We start from the raw sequence: 18,938 nt of genomic DNA, 5'->3' as shown, positions 1-18,938 counted from the left end.
TGATTTGACGAAAATCTAATAAAAAAACTGTAAGTAATGCGTTAACATTACTTACAGTTAATTTGATGATTGAACAGTACCTATGGGATTACTAATGTTTGACCATTATGGATATTGTTACCATTTAATCCATTAGCTTGTCTAATTTTTTCGACATTAGCAGGTGAACCACTACCGTAATATTGAATGGCAATTCTGTATAGATTTTCTTTACCATTTACAGTATGTGTTTGTTTACCTTGTTGGTTACTATTGCTATTTTGGCTATTGCCTTGTTGGCCATTTTGTTGTGAGCTTTGCCCTTGACCATTTTGGCTATTTCCGCCATTTTGATTTTGATTATTAGTTGCTTGTGAATTAGCACCATTTGCGTTATCACTAGAACTATTTTTATCTGAATTTGAAGCGTCAGATGAATTTGAGTCGTCACTAGATGTTGCTTTATCTTTATCAGAGTCTTTTGATTTATCTTTGTCTTTTGAGCTATCTTTGCTGTCTTTATCTTTGCTAGTGTCATTGTTTTTCTTGCCATCTTTACTATCTTCATTAGCCACTTTGTTATCATCATTACCGCTATTACTATGATTATTTAAGGCCATACCTGCGAAAATAGCGATTGCACCTAAAATTAATACTGCAGCTATAATTGGTAAGATGATTTTCATAAAGCCGCCTTTTTTCTTATCATCATGATTCTTATCATCATGTTTGTTAGTTTCTTTTTTATCATGGTGATGTTTAGCACCTGCAGCACCAGCAACACCTGCAGCGCCTGCACCTACTGCAGCAGCTTTCTTACCTTTATTAGATTTGTGTTTATCTTCATTATCATGTTTGTTGTTTTCATCATGTTTGTCGTTATCTTTGATATCTTTATCACTATGATGACTTTCTTTTTTATCATGATGATTTTTCGCTAAACTAGCAGCACCTGCAGCACCAGCAACACCGGCACCAGTTGCAGCAGCTTTTTTACCTTTTCCTGAGTCGCGGTGTTCTTCATCATGATGATCTTTATTAAGTTCGTCTTGGCGATCTTTAGATGTATCTTGACGACGGTCATCTTTATTAAAGTCATCATGTCGGTCGTTATCTTTGTGATGGTCATGTTCACGTTCACGTACACGATCCTCATGACTATCATTGTCACCATGTTTATGATCACTAGTCACTTTTTTACCAACTGCAGCACCACCTACAGCTGCGCCACCTGCTAGAGCGGCATCTTTACCGCGTCCTTCTTTCTTGTCATGATGATCATCATGTTGTTCATCGTCACTTTTACGACTACGCTTTAAAGGTTCATCGTGATTTAATTCTTGTTCTGACTCACGAGTCGAACGATTTTCAGGATGATGTTCTTGCTTTTGATCTTTATTTACCTCATTGTGATTTGATGCATCATAATTTTTGTTATCTCCATTATGTAATGATGTATCATCATGTCTGTCATCTAATGAACCATCTTGACTAGTATTTGTACGTAAATCTGACTGACGGTTATTATTTGTCGCTATATCTCGACGACGCTTTCTTCTCTGTGCATTTCTCGGTGGGAATTGTTGATTTGCTTTGTCTTCAGTTCTGTCTGTTGCATTTTCTTCTTGTTCTTCATGTGAAGATGTCTGCTCGTTATGATCTTCTGGGTCTATCGCTTGACGATTTTTTTCAAAATCATCTTTGAAGTTATTATTAGACACAATCATCATCCTCTCTGTTTAATTTTATAATGATACATAAACTATACCCATTTATTAAATGATTATGTATAGTAATCAAGAATTTTTTAGGTATTAAGATTTTGTTCATAAGTTAATTATAGCTTGAATAAAGAGTTAAGCAAAATAAAATCTATAGTTCAAATAAATTTTGAAGTTTTTCACTATATGAAAGCTTGCGTTTAACTTTCTTACGATTTATTACTTTCATACTGGGTAACTCTGTATCATTGTCACAACATATATCTGGTAGTTTAGGTTGTTCGTTGAAAAATTCTAACAAGTATTTACGGCGACACTGGTCAAGTTGTGTGTAGCCTAACATTCGACTATAACCTAACTTTTTACGTTGAAATGATTGATTAAATATACGTTGCATTTGATTAATTGAATATTGATTATAAAGTATAGATAATATGGACTCTTTTTCAGGAGGGATAAATTGTCCTAATTCAAATGCATTAATATCTTCAGTTGTGATTCTATCAGCAAATAGTATCGTTTCTAAAATAAAAGCGTCGTCGGGTTGGAATAAACTAATGGCTTGGCTTGCTTCACCGTCTCTACCTGCTCTTCCAATCTCTTGTAAATAATTAGAAGGACTCGATGACAAATGAAAATGAATGACTGTTCGTATATCTTTTTTATTTATTCCCATACCAAATGCACTTGTTGCAACTATGATTGGAATATCATTGTTTAAAAATTGGTGTTGTACCGTCTGCCTTTCTTGATAACTTAAATCGCCGTGATATATCCCTGTTAAAAAACCTGAATCATAAATAAGTTGAGCCAGTGTTAAACATAATTTTTTAGAAGATACATATATAATAGTGGGACCTGTTTCATTAAGTTGTGGTAACATCCATTCAATCTTTTCTTCGTCAGATCCGAAATTGAGATGTTTCAATGAAATATTCATACGATTCATACTTGTTTTAATTGTACTGAAATTAACATTGAGCATTTCTGATAAATCGCTTTCTAAATGAGGTGGTGCTGTTGCAGTTAATGCAAGAATTGTAGCCGACTTAAATGAATTCGTTATTTTTCCAATCAAGGCATAATGTGGTCTGAAATCATATCCCCATTCAGACAAACAATGCGCTTCATCAAGAACAATTAAACCAAAATCTATATTGACGATAAGTTTAAAATTTTGAGGCTGTAATATAAATTCGGGACTTAAATAGATAAATTTACTTTGTCGAATATTACTAAGATTTTGTCGTTTTTCTGTATTGTCCATTCCTGAATGGATACAACAAACTGCGCGCTCACCATTTAATTTCATTTGCATGACTTGATCATCCATAAGAGAAATCAATGGTGAAATGACAAGTGTTGGCTTTTCTATTATATAAGTAGGTAATTGATAACAAAGGCTTTTACCACTACCCGTAGGTAATATGCCAAGCGTGTGCTTTTGTTCTAATACACTGGTAATAATTTCCTCTTGTCCAGGTTTAAAGGAATCAAACCCAAACCAATTTTTAAGTTTCTGTTGAAGCAACTAAGTCACCCCTTTCAATACCGACAATCATCAATTTAATTTGAAAATAAGTTAATGTATCAAATTGTTGTTTGTATTCTCGCAATTTGATTCCTATATGACTTTGGTAAAAGTTGATAAAAGGTTGAATTGTTGTGATGTCTAAATATCTGTCATAGTCATTGATATAGCCTTTGATAAATAACTCTATAAGATGATCCTCAATCGTATTTAATTTAACATTTTGAACAGTCGAAATGTCTTGTATCGAGTGTCCTTCTTCTAATTGATGTAAGGTTAATTTCGTTTTATTAAGTAATGTTGGTCGTATGATTGTTTGATTTAATATAGGATGCACTTGCATATCTTCAATTTCAAACATGAGATCGACCAATTGATTCATTTCGAATTCAAATAATTCTTGTTGAGACTTTGATTCTATTAAACTGACTTGTTGTCTGGTATACATCGCTTCATCATAGCCTTGTAAATAATAATGCAAATAAACGTGTTCATGCTTGCTAGCGATTTTTTCAAATAATTGTTTAATTTCAGTAATAAAATTTGATTCTAATTCGTTAACCTTTATGTGTTGATAAATATCTTTAACACGTTGTTGAATGTATGTTTGTTGAGTAATAGGAACGAATCTAAAATCGTTATGTAGACTTTGTGATACCGTTTGAATGAGAAATTGGATACAGTTGAATGTATTAATAAGACTTTCATATGTACATCTTGGATGCGTTTTGATAATTGTTTTTGGTTCCTCATCATTCAAGTCATTTAAATATCGCTCAAAAGACGGATATTTTAATCTCGGTAAACTATGATATAATGACAAAAGTTGTTGACTACTTGCGTCAAAAAATGTTTGATGGGATTTTTTTCCTGTTAAGATATTATAAATACTTTTATTTGTTTTGTAGTTGAATGCTTGCTGATAAGCATGTTTGATAATTTGATACAAGATAAACCCTCACTCTATAAAACGAATATATTGAAAATCACACTATCGATGTCTACAATAGTAGTATTGTTATTACTAGTGTAGCATTTTTTTCAAAGGAGGCGAATGAAATTGGCTAAATATACAATCGTTGATATGGATACTTGTATAGCATGCGGTGCATGTGGTGCAGCAGCTCCAGATATCTATGATTATGACGACGAAGGTATTGCTTTCGTAATCCTTGATGATAACCAAGGTACTGCAGAGGTGCCAGAAGAGTTATATGAAGATATGGAAGATGCACTAGAAGGTTGTCCAACAGATTCAATCAAAATTGAAGACGAACCATTCGATGGTGACGCACTTAAATTTGAATAATATATAGTATTAAAAGCGCCCTTGCACATCATGTGTAAGGGCATTAGTTATTTATAAGTGAATGTTATTTTTAATTCTATTGAATATAAAGTAAAAGATGATTGAAATGACAATACCTTTAATAATATTAAATGGTATGACACCTGAAACAATAATCACTTTAAGATTATGAACAATGTCACCTAAGTTAAATATCATGCCGTAAAGTGGTAACAATACAAAATAATTTAAAATACTTAATACAATGGTCATAACTACTGTACCTATTACAAGACCTGTTAATAATGACTGCTTACTAAGTTTATTTTTGTAAATGTAGTATGCAGCTAACAAGAAACTTGCAATTGCTAGGAAGTTCGCTACGGGGCCTACAGGATCGCCCATATTGAAAAAGAAATTGAGTAAATTTTTAATAAATGCCACTATAATACCTGCAATTGGTCCTAATAAAAATGTAGCAAGTAATGTAGGTACGTCACTAAAGTCTAACGTTAAGTATGGTGGTAAAAATGGCAATGGAAATTTAATAAATGTAAGTACGAAAGCGACTGCACTTAACATACTTATAAAGATTAAACGTCTATTTTGGTTTTGTTGCATATATGATTTTCTCCTTTCATTCATCTTGCTAGAAAAGGAGGAAATTTGCACAACAAAAAACCTCCATCTTCTCCCATCCAGACTATACTGTCGGCTTCAGAATTTCACTGAATCAGGTAAAATGAAACATTTTACGTCGCAGGCTTAATTTACTGCCGGTTGGGAATTGCACCCGACCCCGAAGATGAATTAACTATAATTTTAATTTAAATATATCATACATGATAACTCTGCTATGTACAATGAGTTTGCTCCGATATATTTATATAGATATAAGTTGTCATTAAAATAATCAAGTTGATGATTAATCTATAGATTTAATAATAAATAAAAAACCTGTTAAAGTATCAATTGACTCTAACAGGTTTTATTATGTTTATTTTGGTAATTTGATGATAAAGGTAGTTCCTTCGCCTACTTGACTTTCAACTTCAATTGTACCGCCATGTTCTTCTATAATCATTTTACAGATGAACAATCCTAATCCAGTACCTTGTTTGCCTCTTTTTCTTGACGCGTCTACTTTATAGAAACGATCGAATACTTGTTGTAAATGTTCAGGTGCGATGCCTGTACCCGTATCTGCTATTCTTAAAATATTATATCTATTATCTTCGTCTGTAGTTACTGAAATCGTATCTCCAGGTTGTGTATATCTTGATGCGTTATCAATTAAATTGGTTAGGACTTGATCCATTCGGTCCATATCATAGTCCCATAACTGTTGATTGTTCACTTCGAATTGCATGTTAAGTTCTAAATCAGTAGCTTGTTGACGATATTTTATTCTCATTTTGTTGAGTAAATCACAAATTGGTTGTGTCTCTTTCTCTACAGATAATCCTTCAGCATCCATACGCGCTACATTTAATAATTCATTTACTAACCGGTTTAGACGTTTAGATTCATCTAAGACAATAGCGAGTGATTCATGTATCTCATCTGGTTCTGTAACAACACCATCTACAATAGATTCTGTATAGCCTTGTAATAATGCTATTGGTGTTCGTAATTCATGAGACACATTTGCGATGAAGTCTTTTTTCATTTGATCAAGGTTATGTTCATTTGTCATATCACGTATAATAGCAACGATACCACTTCTGCCATCATTTTGGATACGGTCAATATAACTCATGATTATCACATAATAACGTGTATTTGCTTCGATTTCTTGGAATTGCGTTTCTTTAGTATTAAAAGTTTGTTCGATTTGTTTTTCTATTAATTCAACCGCTTTGTCATCTAGTGTGTGGAATACTTGGTCTGCCATTTTGTTTGATAAAATAATTTCTTTTTGTTCATTTATACCGATAACACCTTCGACCATTGAGTTAATCAAGCTATCACGTATATTTTTAGATGTTGATAATGCTTCTACGTGTTCTTGAATTTCAAAACTCATATTATTAAATGCACGTGACAGTTCTCCTATTTCATCTTTTGTTGACACTGACGTGATATGTGAATAATCACCTTGTGAAACCTTTTGAGCTTGATTTCTTAACTCTCTTAACGGTTTAGTGATTCTAGATGATAAGAAAAATGCAAAAATAGTACTCACAGCTAAAAATATAATTGCGGTAATTAAGATTATAATTGTAATTGCATTGTTAGTATCTTCGATTGATTTTAAATCTTTAAATATAAAGACACCACTATATTCTGAGTGACTTCCTGGCTCAGCTTTCATTGGATAACCCACTAATATATAGGGATGTGAATTACCCTTTTCTTTAATCGTGACATTACGTGTCATTGACTCACCATGTTTGAAAACACGGTTAAAATCATTATTATCTTTGATTTCTTTTAGCATTGCTTGTTTATCTGTTGAAATTGTTTGTTGATAAGCGGTAGATGAATTTTTCATAATAATCAATCCACCTGGATTATCAATTAATGTTTGGCTATTTTTGATGGCTATATTTTGATTTTTAGAGCTTTCTACCAATGAACTAATACGTTTGGCGTCTTCTTTAATGGAATCTTCCGCTTCTTGTGTATAGTAATATTGAATAAAAGTAATTAACGCAGCACTTAATAAAATTAAAACTGTCGTTACTATAAAAATTATAGTTAACCACAGTTTTATTACTACACTATTTAGCCGGTTCATCGTTTGTATTAACCTCGAATTTATAGCCGACGCCCCAAACAGTTTGTATCATATGAGCTGCATCACTCGATACTTTGTTGAGTTTCTCTCTTAATCTTTTCACGTGCGTATCTACTGTACGTAAATCGCCATAAAATTCATAATGCCAAACTTCTTTTAATAATTGTTCACGATCAAATACTTTATTAGGTGTTTTAGCTAAATAAATTAATAGTTCATATTCTTTTGGTGTTAAATTAACCTGCTCATTATCAGCTAGTACTCTATGTGCATCATTATCGATGACTAAGTGATTGAACTCAATCACGTCTCTTGCATGAGGTTCACTTTGTTCAGGTGTAGTTGATTGCGTTCTTCTTAATAATGCTTTGACTCTTAGGACTACTTCTCTTGGAGAGAATGGTTTAACGATATAGTCATCTGCACCCGATTCAAACCCTTCGACACGATTCGTCTCTTCACCTTTTGCAGTGAGCATGATAATAGGTGTATCTTTATGCTCTCTTAATTGAGTGGCTACTTCGATACCGTCCATCTCTGGCAACATTAAGTCTAAAAGAATGCACGCATAGTCATTTTCCATAGCAAGTTGATATGCTTCTTTACCATCACTTGCTTCATGTGTTTCAAAAGATTCTCTTTCTAGGTATAGTTTAAGTAATCTTCTGATTCTATCTTCGTCATCAACGATAAGTATTTCATTCGTCATAATACTAAATTACCTCCTACACATGCTGTTCATTTCAATAGTTATTATAGCATATGAAATAGTCATTAAGTTAGTGTTAAAGAAATCTTTGTGAAAAAAATCTCAAAGATTTAAAATATCAGTGGTATAGTTTAATCATTTCCATTTTCAGCTAAATGGCGAATTGTTTTAACTTCATGAGGTGTGAGTACTCTACCTTCACCTGCATTTAATCCTTTTAAATCAAGCGGTCCAAATTGGATACGCGTTAATTTACTCACTTGGTGTCCAAAGTGTTCGAACATACGACGCACTTGTCTGTTTCTACCTTCACTAATCGTAATTTCAACGAGAGTCGTATTTTTATCTTTGTCTTGGTTTTTCACTTTAACTTGAGCAGGTTGCGTGAAACCATCTTCAAGTTCGATACCCTTTTCTAAAGCTTTGACTTCTTCTCTCATTAAATAACCTTTTAGTTTAGCAACATATTTCTTTTTAATATGATATCGAGGGTGTGTCATTAAATTCGTGAACTCACCATCGTTCGTTAATAATAATAATCCAGATGTATCATAATCTAATCGACCTACTGGATATATACGTGTTTCGATATCTTTAAAGTAATCAGTTACTACTTTGCGGCCACGATCATCCGATACACTTGTAATTACTTGAGCGGGTTTATTAAATAAAATATAAATCTTATCTTCTTGCTCTAATTTAATGCCTTCAACTTCCACAGTATCTGAGTTTGATACTTTTGTACCTAGTTCAGTGACTACTTGTCCATTAACTTTTACTTTGCCGTCAGTAATTAAAGTTTCAGCTTTACGGCGTGATGTATAACCACTGCTTGCAATTCTTTTTTGTAATCTTTCTAATTCTTTACTCATTTGTATCTCCCTTTTGATTTACCAAGTTACTAAAGAACGCGTCCATTTCTTCTTCATCTTCTTGAGTGGTTGGTAAATCTTCTAATTTTTCTATACCGAATACATTTAAAAATAAGTCTGTCGTAATTAATTGTTGACTACGTGAATTCTGAACTTCTTTTGCTTCTACTAAACCTCTTGCAATGAGTGTTTTAACTGCACCATCAGAATTTATACCCCTAATTAGTTCAATATCACTTCGAGTTAATGGTTGATTATACGCAATAATAGATAATGTTTCCATTGCGGCCTGTGATAATTTCATTTTAGATTTTTGTTCAATTAAGGCTTCGATATAATGTGCAGCGTCCTTTTTAGTTGTTAGAACACATGTTGTTCCAAATTGTTGAATCACAAGACCGTTCGATTCGTATGAGTCGATAAGGTCAGCTAATTCAGCTTCATTGACCTCTAGAATTTCAAGCAGTTGTTTGACTTCAAGACCTTCATCTCCGGATGTGTATAGCAGTGCTTCTAATATACCATGCTTATTCAACGCCGTAATTCACTCCTCTTAATATATTAATGTCATCAAAGTTTTGATGTTGTTCAATATTAATAATCCCTGACTTTGACATTTCTAATATGGCTAAAAAGTGAGTCACCACTTGTTCTATAGGTTCTGTAAATGTAAACAGACTAAAGAAATTGAAGGATGACTTTGTTTTTAATCTGTCTGTGACTTGTGCCGTTGCTTGTTGAATGGTAAATGTTTCTTTCTTGATTTCTACAGAATGAGGTTTGTTGATTTCTACTCGGTTTTTAACACGTTGATAAGCAACAATTAATTCGGTTAAATCGATGGTGTTCGATGGATCCCAAGATTCATCAGTCTCCATATGTGATAAATCAGTTGGATGTTTAGTGTAATAGTGATCACGTTCGGCTTTCATCTCATTTAAAATTTCAGTGTACTCTTTGTAGTTCTGATATTCTATTAATCTACCGACTAAATCTTCACGTGGATCTTCTTCGAGGTCGAGATCATCTTCTGATTGTGGTAACAATAATTTACTTTTAATCATCAGTAATTCTGAAGCCATGACCAAGTATTCACTTGCTACATTGATTTCTAATTGATTCATTGCATGAACATATTGCATATATTGTTCAGTTAATGACTTCATAGGTATATCATAAATGTCTATTTCAAATTTTTGAATTAAATGTAATAACAAATCGAGTGGACCGTTAAATGCATCCAGTTTTACTTCATACATAGTATCTACCTCATGTTGCAACTTATGTGCATATTTCACTAAAATATTATAGCATGAATTTATATAACTTTTAAAATTAAGGTGAAATTCAGATGGAACAAGCATTAATTCAATTTTATTATCACTTTCATACTAGTCAGCACTATTTTTTATGTCATGACATTCTTGAGGAAGCTTGGAAGGAGAATAATAACTTTAGCAAACAAGATGCTGTCGTGAGTTTGATTTTATGTGCTACGGCTTGCTATCACTTTCGACGACGTAATTTAAAAGGTGCTGCAAAGTCTTTTGATAAAGCAAAACAGGTCATCAAAAATGCTAATAAACAAGATCAAATGCAATTACATTTGAATATTCGACGGTATATCACGTTACTGGACGAACAAATGACACGCGTAGCACAACAACAACCCTTTGAACCTATACCATTACCTATTAATGCTGACATGTTGAATCGAATTCAATTACATTATTCAGATTATCATTTTGTTTCATCACCTATTTTAAATGATGAGATTGTTCATCATCATTTATTAAGAGATAGAAGTGATGTTGTTTTAGCACGACAACTCGCATTAAAGGATAAACGGTATCAAAGACTCAAAATTGATAATAATAAAAACCAATGATACTTATTTGATGCTTTAAGTATCATTGGTTTTTAACGTTTATTAAGCTCTAGGGTGATATTGATTATACATTTTTCTAATTTGTGATTTTGAAACGTGTGTATATAATTGTGTTGTTGAAATATCAGAATGTCCTAACATTTCTTGTACTGCACGTAAATCGGCACCATTTTCAAGTAAATGTGTTGCAAATGAGTGTCTCAATGTATGTGGCGTGAGTGTTTTATTAATATTAGCTTTTAGACCATTTTGTTTAATCATTTTCCAGATACCCTGTCTTGATAAAGGTTTACCATGCATATTTAAGAATAAGACATTGGTCACAGTTTGCTTAAGTAATTGTGGCCGTACGGTCTCGATATAGGTAGTTAAATAATCTATAACCGTATCTCCTAACGGCACAATACGTTCTTTGTCTCCTTTACCAAATACGCGAACAAATCCCATCATTAAATTGACGTCTTCAACTTCAATTTGGATCACTTCGGATACACGCATGCCTGTAGCATATAATAACTCAAGCATTGTGCGATCTCGATATCCATTGTTTTTATTTAAATCTGGTGCATTGAGTAATTCAATGACTTCATCTACTTCTAATACATCAGGGAGTTTCTTTTCGTATTTTGGCGTTTCTATTAATACTGTTGGATCTTTAGCTGCATATTTTTCGCGTAACGCAAATTGATGAAAACTACGTATTGTTGAAATAAATCTAGCGATAGATTTAGATGATTGGCCTTGATCGATTAAATAACCTAAACATTCTTGAATCGTTTGACGATCTACAAAATCGATATTTGAAATCTTTTGTAGTGCTAAGTATTCTTTATATTTATTCAAATCTCGACGGTAAGCACCAATTGTATTGACACTTAATCCTTTCTCAATTTGAATAAATTTTAAATATTCTTCTATAATTGTTTCCATTATAAAGCACCTCTTTTGAAGCGGTGGCTTCTTAATATCATATATGTGTGGTGTATTAATCATGCACAAACTTTTGTACATTTATTTAGATAAATTAATTTTATTTATTTTATTTCGCTTTTTTTAGCTTGGCAATTTGAACATACACCATGGAATGTTAATCGGTGGTCTAAAATTTTAAAATTAAATTCTTTTTCGACACGATTTTCAACTTCTGGTAATAAGTCTTCTTCGATTTCTTCTACTTTACCGCATTCCATACATACTAAATGGTGATGGAAATGTTTAGCACCTTCTTTTCTTAAGTCGAAACGAGCAACACCATCACCAAAATTAATTTTATCCAATACTTTTAATTCTGCTAATAATTCTAAAGTACGATAAACGGTAGCTAATCCAATCTCTGGTGATTTGTCTTTAACTTTTAAATATACATCCTCTGCACTTAAATGGTCTTTTTCGTTTTCTATTAGAACTCTTACAGTAGCCTCACGTTGTGGAGTTAACTTATATGAAGACTGTTGTAATTGTTGCTTCACGCGATTTAATCGTTCTTCCACGGAAGCCTCACTCCTCTACTAAGAATTATAATCATTTTAATCTAAAGCATGATTCAATATATAAATTACCAGTATTCTCAATGAAACGCAAGGATATTCACTTATTATTTAGAATGATTATAATTTAATAATAGATATTGAAGTGCTATGATTGTCTTTGCGTCTTCAATTTCTGCATTTTGAAGTGCTTCTTTTACTTCTTCAATTGAGAATTTATGTACTTCTACAAATTCATCGTCATCAAGGTTCATTTCCCCTACTTCTAATTGATCAGCAAAATAAATTGTCAGTTTCTCATTTGAAAAACCTGGAGAACCATACATATGTGTAACAAATTGCAAGTTTTTGGCGATATATCCAGTTTCTTCTTCTAATTCACGTTTAGCTGCTTCTTCTCGTTCCTCATTTTTCTCTAATTTACCAGCAGGAATTTCTAATAATGGTTTTTCCGCAGGTTTTCTAAATTGCTTTACTAATAGTACTTCATTTTCAGGTGTCATAGCACACACTGCTACCGCGCCATTGTGATAAATCAGTTCGCGTTTAGATGTACGTCCATCGGGTAATTCTACATCATGAATTTCTAAATCGATTATTGTTCCATTATAAATTACTGTTCTATCTATCGTTTTTTCGTTAAATTCCATTTATAATCACGTTCCTTTTAAATATTTTAATAAATTGATAAACTGAATGCGTTAGTTAAAGTGTATCGAAAGGAGAAAATACATGCAAAAGAATATCTTGAAAAGTGGTATAGAAATTTCTGAACTAGGATTAGGTTGTATGAGTTTAGGTACAGATTACAATACTGCACAACCGATAATTGAAAGTGCAATTGAAAATGGTATTACTTATTTTGATACAGCTGATATGTATGACCAAGGTATCAATGAAGAAATCGTTGGTAAAGCATTAAAAAAATATCAAAATCGTGATGACATAGTTATAGGGACTAAAGTTGGTAACCGATTAACTGAAGATGGCAATATCACATGGGATCCATCTAAGAAACACATTAAAGAAGGTGTGAAAGGCTCACTACAACGTTTAGGTTTAGATCATATCGATTTATATCAATTACATGGTGGTACCATTGATGATCCATTAGATGAAACAATTAGTGCGTTTGATGAGTTAAGACAAGAAGGTATTATTCGCGCATATGGTATTTCATCTATACGTCCAAATGTGATTGATTATTATTTAAAACATAGTCAAATTGAAACATTAATGTCTCAATTTAACTTAATAGATAATCGCCCTGAAAGCTTATTAGATAATATACATGAAAAACAAGTAAAAGTATTAGCGCGTGGTCCAGTATTTAAAGGTCTATTAACGTCTAATAGTAACGAAGCATTAGATAAAAAATTCGCTGATGGTATATTCGATTACACGCACGATGAATTGGGTGAAACGATTGCTTCTGTTAAAGAAATTGAAAGTAATCTAACGGCGCTTTCATTTAACTATCTCACATCACATGACGCACTAGGTTCTATCATCGTAGGTGCAAGTAGTGTTGAACAACTAGAAGAAAATGTTAAAAATTACTATAAAGATGTAAGCTTAGATCAAATCAAAGCGTCTAGAGAACGCGTCAAAGATTTACAGTATACGCAACATTTAAAATCATAGATATAGCAAAAGCCATTAAATGAAGGTAATTCATTTAGTGGCTTTTTGTAATATATTTTGTTTGCTGATTTTAATGTTTATATAAGTTTAAGGCTTATTTTTGTTATTAAACAAATGAGAAAAATGTTTTTCCAAAAATCTAGGTGCTAATTGATATAATTTTAACATTTGATGCATCCATGTTGGTGCATTGATTTCTTGCTTTTCTTTAATAATACCTTCCACGATATATTGAGCAAGTTGGTTAGATTGAATCATTATTGAACGATATCGGTTGAAATACGATAAAGATGGATCTGCTTTTTGATGAAATGGAGTATCAATCGGTCCTGTATTTACTGACATGACGTGTAATTTTGGTTCCTCTAATCTCAGTGCGTTTAGAACTTGATTAAAAGCAGCTTTAGACGCACCATAGTGAGCAGCGTGCGACTGTGTCACAAATGCAGCTTGACTTGATATACCAATAATATGTGCATGTTCTACTAAATATGGTTTTATCGTTTTGTATAGTAAATTAAAACTAATTAAGTTAACATCATATGTTTCAAGCATCTCTTCTGTTGTATGCGTAGCAATAGATTTAAAATAACCTAATCCTGAACTATATATCACTCCGTTTATAGGTGATTTAATTTGAGATGTAATATTTATAATGTCTTGTCTATTTTGTAAATCGCATTCTATTACATCGACTAATGAGGATTGGCTACCGAAATTAATTTGTTGGAACTTCTTAATGTCACGTGCAAGAATGGTTACATGAGTCCCTCTTTTAATAAGTTCGTGCACAATATCTAATCCCAATCCACTTGTACCACCTGTAACAATATAGTGTTGGCCTATCATGGTATTCACTCTCTTTCTTATATAGAGATATCGCATTTCATATAAAAATGATGATAAATTGTAATCTTAATATTGAATATTTCTAATATATGTTACTATGTAGTTATATTCATAAGGTATCATTATTTTATAACTAAAATGAAGGTGATGTGAAGTATATGAAACTTGTATTTTACGGTGCAGGCAATATGGCACAAGCAATCTTTACAGGCATTATTAATTCTAATAATTTAGATCCTAATGATATTTATTTAACAAACAAATCGAATGAAGCGGCACTCAAAGATTTTGCAGAAAAATTAGGTGTGAATTATAGCTATAATGATGAAGCCTTACTTAAGGATGCTGATTACGTATTCTTAGGTACAAAACCACATGATTTCGAAGCGTTAGCTGATAGAATTAAAGATTCAATCACTGATAGTAACCGTTTCATTTCAATTATGGCTGGTTTATCCATTGATTATATAAGAGAACAATTAAATACCAATAATCCTTTAGCTCGTATTATGCCTAATACTAATGCACAAGTTGGTCATTCTGTAACAGGTATTAGCTTCTCAAATAATTTTGGTCCTAAAGCTAAAGATGAAGTCAATGAATTGATTAACGCATTTGGTTCAGCTATAGAGGTCTCTGAAGATCACTTACATCAAGTAACGGCTATTACAGGAAGCGGGCCTGCATTTTTATACCATGTATTTGAACAATATGTTAAAGCTGGTACGCAGCTAGGTTTAGAAAAAGATCAAGTTGAAGAATCTATTCGTAATTTAATTATTGGTACTAGTAAAATGATTGAACGTTCTGATTTAAGTATGGAACAATTAAGAAAAAATATTACATCTAAAGGTGGTACAACACAAGCTGGTTTAGATGCCCTTTCACAATATGATTTAGTTGCTGTATTTGAAGATTGTTTAAGCGCAGCAGTTAATCGAAGTGTTGAATTATCCAATACAGATGATTAAATAAAAAAATGAACCTGGGACATAAATACCAAAATAAAAGCACAAAGATGAAATGAAATTTCAAATCATCTTTGTGCTTTATTTATATTTAATACTATGTATTGACTGACTTCGCTATGCCCTCGTGGTGCTACATCATATCATCCAAAAATGATGTTGAAAGTTATATTATATGCCTATACATAATCGATATTCTCTGGTCGAAAAATAGAAAAACTCCTTAATGATACCGTTAGAATGATGTGGTTATCACAAAATCAAACACCCTCTTTAAAACTATTAATCGTTTTAGAGTAAACCCCCAAACAGATGCATTAATTGAATCTATATTTGTCCAATTTCATACTCAATGTCTCAAACAGTTTTTTAAATTTTAAAAGAGTCAAAATCATTAACGAAAGTAAAATCTGGTGTATCTGGTAAAACTTTGAGTTCTTGATAAATATTTTCGATTTCTTCTTTAGTATAGCGATTGCTCATATGCGTGATTAAGCTCCGTTTGACATTTGCTTGACGTATTAAATTAAATACATCATCGATATGACTATGATGATAACTATTGGCTAACGTTTTTTCGCCTTCAATATAAGTGGCTTCATGTACCATAATATCAGCTTCATTCGCTATGATGTGTTCATTAGAACATGGCTTTGTATCACCAAATATAGCGACAACTGGTCCCGACTTTGCCTCTCCTTTGAATTCATCAGATTGATAAATTTTCCCGTTAAATTCAAAGGTGTTATTAGTTTTTACTTCTTGATATTTAGGTCCAGGTTCCAGTCCAATTGCTTTTAATGCATCTACATCAATAGTGCCTGGTGTTGTAGGCGTTTCTATACGATAACCATAAGATATAATACCATGATTTAACATTTCAGCTTGTACTGTAAATCCATCATGATGATAATTTAAGGATTCGTCTATCTCTATGTATGTAATTGGATAATTGAGATGTGATTCGGATAAAGTTAATGTTGTTTCAATATATTTTTGAATACCTTTAGGTCCGATGAGTGTGAGAGGTTTGTTTTCTCCACCTTGAAAGGATCTGCTTGTTAGTAATCCCGGAAGTCCAAAAATATGATCACCATGCATATGTGTAATGAAGATATGATCGACTTTACCTAATTTAATCGAATGATGAAGAATTTGATGTTGTGTTCCTTCACCTACATCAAAAAGCCATATTGAATTAGAATAAGGCTCAAGATTTAATGCAATTGCTTGTGTGTTTCTCTCTTTGGTTGGTAGTCCAGCGCTAGTACCGAAAAATGTGACTTCCATGCTCACACCTCCTTCTCTTCGATTTATTTTATCATATATAATGACAATTTTTATAATAAGAAATAAAATGTATATATAACATGAATAATCATGAGAGTAAGTATAAACGCTTATCAGTCATTCTTTAGTTAATTTCTATAGTTGGTAGCGCTATACGTAAGTCGAATAATTTGGTAATTATAGTCAATATCGATTATCATTTAAATAAATCATAGTTACGTTTTATGACTTTTTTCAAAGCATATTATATGACCATAAGTTTTCTTTATCATATAATATAACAATCATATATCTTTTTATAGAATTGAGGTTTTAATCTTGAGTACAAAACAAAAACATATACCTTGTTTAATTACAATTTTCGGAGCAACTGGTGATTTGAGTCATCGTAAATTGTTTCCTTCCATTTTCCACCTTTTTCAACAAGATAATTTAGATGAACATATTGCTATTATTGGTATTGGTCGCCGCGATATTAGTAACGATACATTCCGTGAGCAAGTTAAAGCGTCAATCCAATCACATGTTAAAGAAACACATAAAATTGATGAATTCATGGAACATGTGTTTTACCATAATCATGATGTTAGTGATGAAGAAAGTTATCAATCATTATTAGAGTTTAGTAATCAATTAGATACTCAATTCGGTTTAAAAGGTAATCGTCTGTTTTATCTTGCTATGGCACCACAATTCTTTGGTGTTATCTCAGATTATTTAAAATCATCTGGTTTAACCAACACTTCAGGTTTTAAACGTCTTGTTATAGAGAAGCCATTTGGCAGTGACTTGAAATCAGCTGAATCATTAAACAATCAAATAAGACGTTCATTTAAAGAAGAAGAAATTTATCGTATTGACCATTATTTAGGTAAAGATATGGTTCAAAATATTGAGGTTTTACGTTTTGCTAATGCTATGTTCGAACCACTATGGAATAATAAATATATTTCTAATATCCAAGTAACATCTTCTGAGGTTTTAGGTGTAGAAGATCGTGGTGGATATTACGAATCTAGTGGTGCATTAAAGGATATGGTTCAAAACCATATGTTACAAATGGTTGCCTTATTAGCCATGGAAGCCCCTATCAGTTTAAATAGCGAAGATATCAGAGCTGAAAAAGTAAAAGTATTAAAATCTTTACGTCAATTACGTCCACAAGATGTGAGAAAGAACTTTGTTCGCGGACAATATGACCGAGGTGTCATTGAAGGTCAAGAAGTGAGATCATATCGTGAAGAAGATCGAGTTGCTGAAGATTCTATCACTCCAACGTTTGTGTCTGGTAAATTAACTATTGATAATTTTAGATGGGCAGGCGTACCATTCTATATTCGAACTGGTAAACGAATGAAATCTAAAACTATTCAAGTAGTAGTTGAATTTAAAGAAGTACCTATGAACTTATACTATCAAACAGATAAATTACTAGATTCTAATTTATTAGTCATTAATATTCAACCAAATGAAGGTGTATCACTTCATTTGAATGCTAAGAAAAATATTCAAGGCATCGATACTGAACCAGTACAATTATCTTATGCTATGGGCGCACAAGATAAAATGAATACTGTCGATGCATATGAAAATCTATTATTTGATTGTCTTAAAGGTGACGCAACAAACTTTACACACTGGGAAGAATTAAAATCAACTTGGAAATTTGTTGATGCGATTCAAGAACAATGGAATATGGTAGAACCAGACTTCCCTAACTATACGTCTGGTACAAACGGCCCGTTAGAAAGCGACCTATTATTAAGTAGAGATGGTAATCACTGGTGGGACGATATTCAATAAGAAGATGTAATACAATGTATGATTAAATCAATCAAATAGTGAATGATTATATGGTATGTGAAATGATAATTATATGAGCACCCATCAGCGTGTTCATTACAATAGCATTTAGTACCTGTAGTCGTTCACTTTTTTTAATAAATTCATTTATTGCTATGCTTTCAGGTGT

The 18,938-nt window shown here is 32.2% G+C and carries 19 protein-coding genes, 1 pseudogene and 1 riboswitch; of the genes and pseudogenes, 6 read left to right on the top strand and 14 right to left on the bottom strand.

Going from position 1 to position 18,938, the window contains the following annotated elements; all coding sequences use genetic code 11:
* Positions 1-80 precede the first annotated feature (80 nt).
* The 3 genes from ebpS to LPC11_RS06610 form a co-directional block, all read right to left on the bottom strand.
* Positions 81-1,706 carry an elastin-binding protein EbpS gene (gene ebpS / locus LPC11_RS06620; RefSeq protein WP_023372568.1) on the bottom strand — a complete coding sequence of 542 codons (1,626 nt, stop codon included), beginning with the start codon at positions 1,704-1,706 and terminating at the stop codon, positions 81-83.
* Positions 1,707-1,851: 145 nt separating this feature from the next.
* Complete coding sequence (locus LPC11_RS06615) at positions 1,852-3,231, bottom strand: RecQ family ATP-dependent DNA helicase (RefSeq protein ID WP_106913133.1); 1,380 nt, start codon at positions 3,229-3,231, stop codon at positions 1,852-1,854.
* Positions 3,212-4,180 carry a helix-turn-helix domain-containing protein gene (locus tag LPC11_RS06610; RefSeq protein ID WP_041613558.1) on the bottom strand — a complete coding sequence of 323 codons (969 nt, stop codon included), beginning with the start codon at positions 4,178-4,180 and terminating at the stop codon, positions 3,212-3,214. The genes LPC11_RS06615 and LPC11_RS06610 overlap by 20 nt, the downstream gene beginning before the upstream one ends.
* A 111-nt stretch (positions 4,181-4,291) precedes the next feature.
* On the opposite strand from LPC11_RS06610, the gene LPC11_RS06605 reads away from it, so the two are divergent.
* Positions 4,292-4,540: a ferredoxin gene (locus LPC11_RS06605; protein ID WP_002433578.1), complete on the top strand. Its 249-nt coding sequence runs from the start codon at positions 4,292-4,294 to the stop codon at positions 4,538-4,540.
* Between the two features lie 51 nt (positions 4,541-4,591).
* Here LPC11_RS06605 and LPC11_RS06600 read toward each other — a convergent pair whose 3' ends face one another.
* The 6 genes from LPC11_RS06600 to LPC11_RS06575 all read right to left on the bottom strand — a co-directional run bounded on the left by LPC11_RS06600 (position 4,592) and on the right by LPC11_RS06575 (position 10,099).
* Positions 4,592-5,140: an ECF transporter S component gene (locus LPC11_RS06600; RefSeq protein ID WP_023372574.1), complete on the bottom strand. Its 549-nt coding sequence runs from the start codon at positions 5,138-5,140 to the stop codon at positions 4,592-4,594.
* A 61-nt stretch (positions 5,141-5,201) separates the two neighbouring features.
* A riboswitch (FMN riboswitch) is annotated at positions 5,202-5,330 on the bottom strand.
* Positions 5,331-5,516: 186 nt separating this feature from the next.
* A complete protein-coding gene (locus LPC11_RS06595) occupies positions 5,517-7,259 on the bottom strand; it encodes an ATP-binding protein (protein ID WP_023372576.1) in 1,743 nt (580 codons plus the stop codon).
* Positions 7,243-7,968, bottom strand: a complete 726-nt coding sequence (locus LPC11_RS06590; protein ID WP_002465735.1) for a response regulator transcription factor — start codon at positions 7,966-7,968, stop codon at positions 7,243-7,245. The genes LPC11_RS06595 and LPC11_RS06590 overlap by 17 nt, the downstream gene beginning before the upstream one ends.
* Before the next feature lie 131 nt (positions 7,969-8,099).
* The gene (locus LPC11_RS06585) at positions 8,100-8,840 is read right to left on the bottom strand and encodes a pseudouridine synthase (protein WP_023372578.1); all 741 of its coding nucleotides are present in this window, start codon (positions 8,838-8,840) and stop codon (positions 8,100-8,102) included.
* Positions 8,833-9,375: an SMC-Scp complex subunit ScpB gene (gene scpB, locus LPC11_RS06580; RefSeq protein WP_107566407.1), complete on the bottom strand. Its 543-nt coding sequence runs from the start codon at positions 9,373-9,375 to the stop codon at positions 8,833-8,835. Before scpB ends, LPC11_RS06585 begins: the two co-directional genes overlap by 8 nt.
* Positions 9,368-10,099 (bottom strand): segregation and condensation protein A, encoded by a 732-nt coding sequence (locus tag LPC11_RS06575; RefSeq protein ID WP_164967146.1) that lies wholly within the window; start codon positions 10,097-10,099, stop codon positions 9,368-9,370. Before LPC11_RS06575 ends, scpB begins: the two co-directional genes overlap by 8 nt.
* A gap of 92 nt (positions 10,100-10,191) precedes the next feature.
* Between LPC11_RS06575 and LPC11_RS06570 the strand changes: the two genes are divergently transcribed.
* Entirely contained in the window at positions 10,192-10,728 is a 537-nt protein-coding gene (locus LPC11_RS06570; RefSeq protein ID WP_023372584.1) for a DUF309 domain-containing protein, read from the top strand.
* Between the two features lie 42 nt (positions 10,729-10,770).
* Here the strand turns inward: LPC11_RS06570 and xerD are convergent, their stop codons facing one another.
* The 3 genes from xerD to LPC11_RS06555 all read right to left on the bottom strand — a co-directional run bounded on the left by xerD (position 10,771) and on the right by LPC11_RS06555 (position 12,865).
* A complete protein-coding gene (xerD, locus tag LPC11_RS06565) occupies positions 10,771-11,658 on the bottom strand; it encodes a site-specific tyrosine recombinase XerD (RefSeq protein ID WP_023372586.1) in 888 nt (295 codons plus the stop codon).
* Positions 11,659-11,762: 104 nt separating this feature from the next.
* Positions 11,763-12,218, bottom strand: a complete 456-nt coding sequence (gene fur / locus LPC11_RS06560) for a ferric iron uptake transcriptional regulator (protein ID WP_023372588.1) — start codon at positions 12,216-12,218, stop codon at positions 11,763-11,765.
* Between the two features lie 104 nt (positions 12,219-12,322).
* Positions 12,323-12,865, bottom strand: coding sequence for an NUDIX domain-containing protein (locus LPC11_RS06555; protein ID WP_023372590.1), 543 nt, complete (start codon positions 12,863-12,865; stop codon positions 12,323-12,325).
* Between the two features lie 82 nt (positions 12,866-12,947).
* Here LPC11_RS06555 and LPC11_RS06550 point away from each other — a divergent pair, with 82 nt between their 5' ends.
* Positions 12,948-13,859, top strand: coding sequence for an aldo/keto reductase (locus LPC11_RS06550; RefSeq protein ID WP_023372592.1), 912 nt, complete (start codon positions 12,948-12,950; stop codon positions 13,857-13,859).
* An 87-nt stretch (positions 13,860-13,946) separates the two neighbouring features.
* On the opposite strand, the gene LPC11_RS06545 is transcribed toward LPC11_RS06550, so the two are convergent.
* Positions 13,947-14,708: an SDR family NAD(P)-dependent oxidoreductase gene (locus LPC11_RS06545; protein WP_023372594.1), complete on the bottom strand. Its 762-nt coding sequence runs from the start codon at positions 14,706-14,708 to the stop codon at positions 13,947-13,949.
* 158 nt (positions 14,709-14,866) lie between these two features.
* Between LPC11_RS06545 and proC the strand changes: the two genes are divergently transcribed.
* Together proC and LPC11_RS06535 are read left to right on the top strand one after the other, a co-directional pair.
* On the top strand, positions 14,867-15,679 hold the full coding sequence (proC, locus tag LPC11_RS06540; RefSeq protein WP_023372596.1) for a pyrroline-5-carboxylate reductase: 813 nt from the start codon (positions 14,867-14,869) through the stop codon (positions 15,677-15,679).
* 123 nt (positions 15,680-15,802) lie between these two features.
* A pseudogene (locus tag LPC11_RS06535) lies at positions 15,803-16,041 on the top strand (transposase); the annotation flags it as partial.
* 4 nt (positions 16,042-16,045) lie between these two features.
* Here the strand turns inward: LPC11_RS06535 and rnz are convergent.
* On the bottom strand, positions 16,046-16,966 hold the full coding sequence (gene rnz, locus LPC11_RS06530; RefSeq protein ID WP_023372598.1) for a ribonuclease Z: 921 nt from the start codon (positions 16,964-16,966) through the stop codon (positions 16,046-16,048).
* Positions 16,967-17,284: 318 nt separating this feature from the next.
* Between rnz and zwf the strand changes: the two genes are divergently transcribed.
* Positions 17,285-18,769, top strand: coding sequence for a glucose-6-phosphate dehydrogenase (gene zwf, locus LPC11_RS06525; RefSeq protein WP_041613561.1), 1,485 nt, complete (start codon positions 17,285-17,287; stop codon positions 18,767-18,769).
* Positions 18,770-18,938 lie beyond the last annotated feature (169 nt).

Origin of the sequence: Staphylococcus sp. HL28 (assembly GCF_021117155.1) — a bacterium.
Classification (GTDB): Bacteria; Bacillota; Bacilli; order Staphylococcales; family Staphylococcaceae; genus Staphylococcus; species Staphylococcus warneri.
Note: the sequence above shows the minus strand (reverse complement) of the source record. Positions and strands in the feature narration are given on the sequence as shown.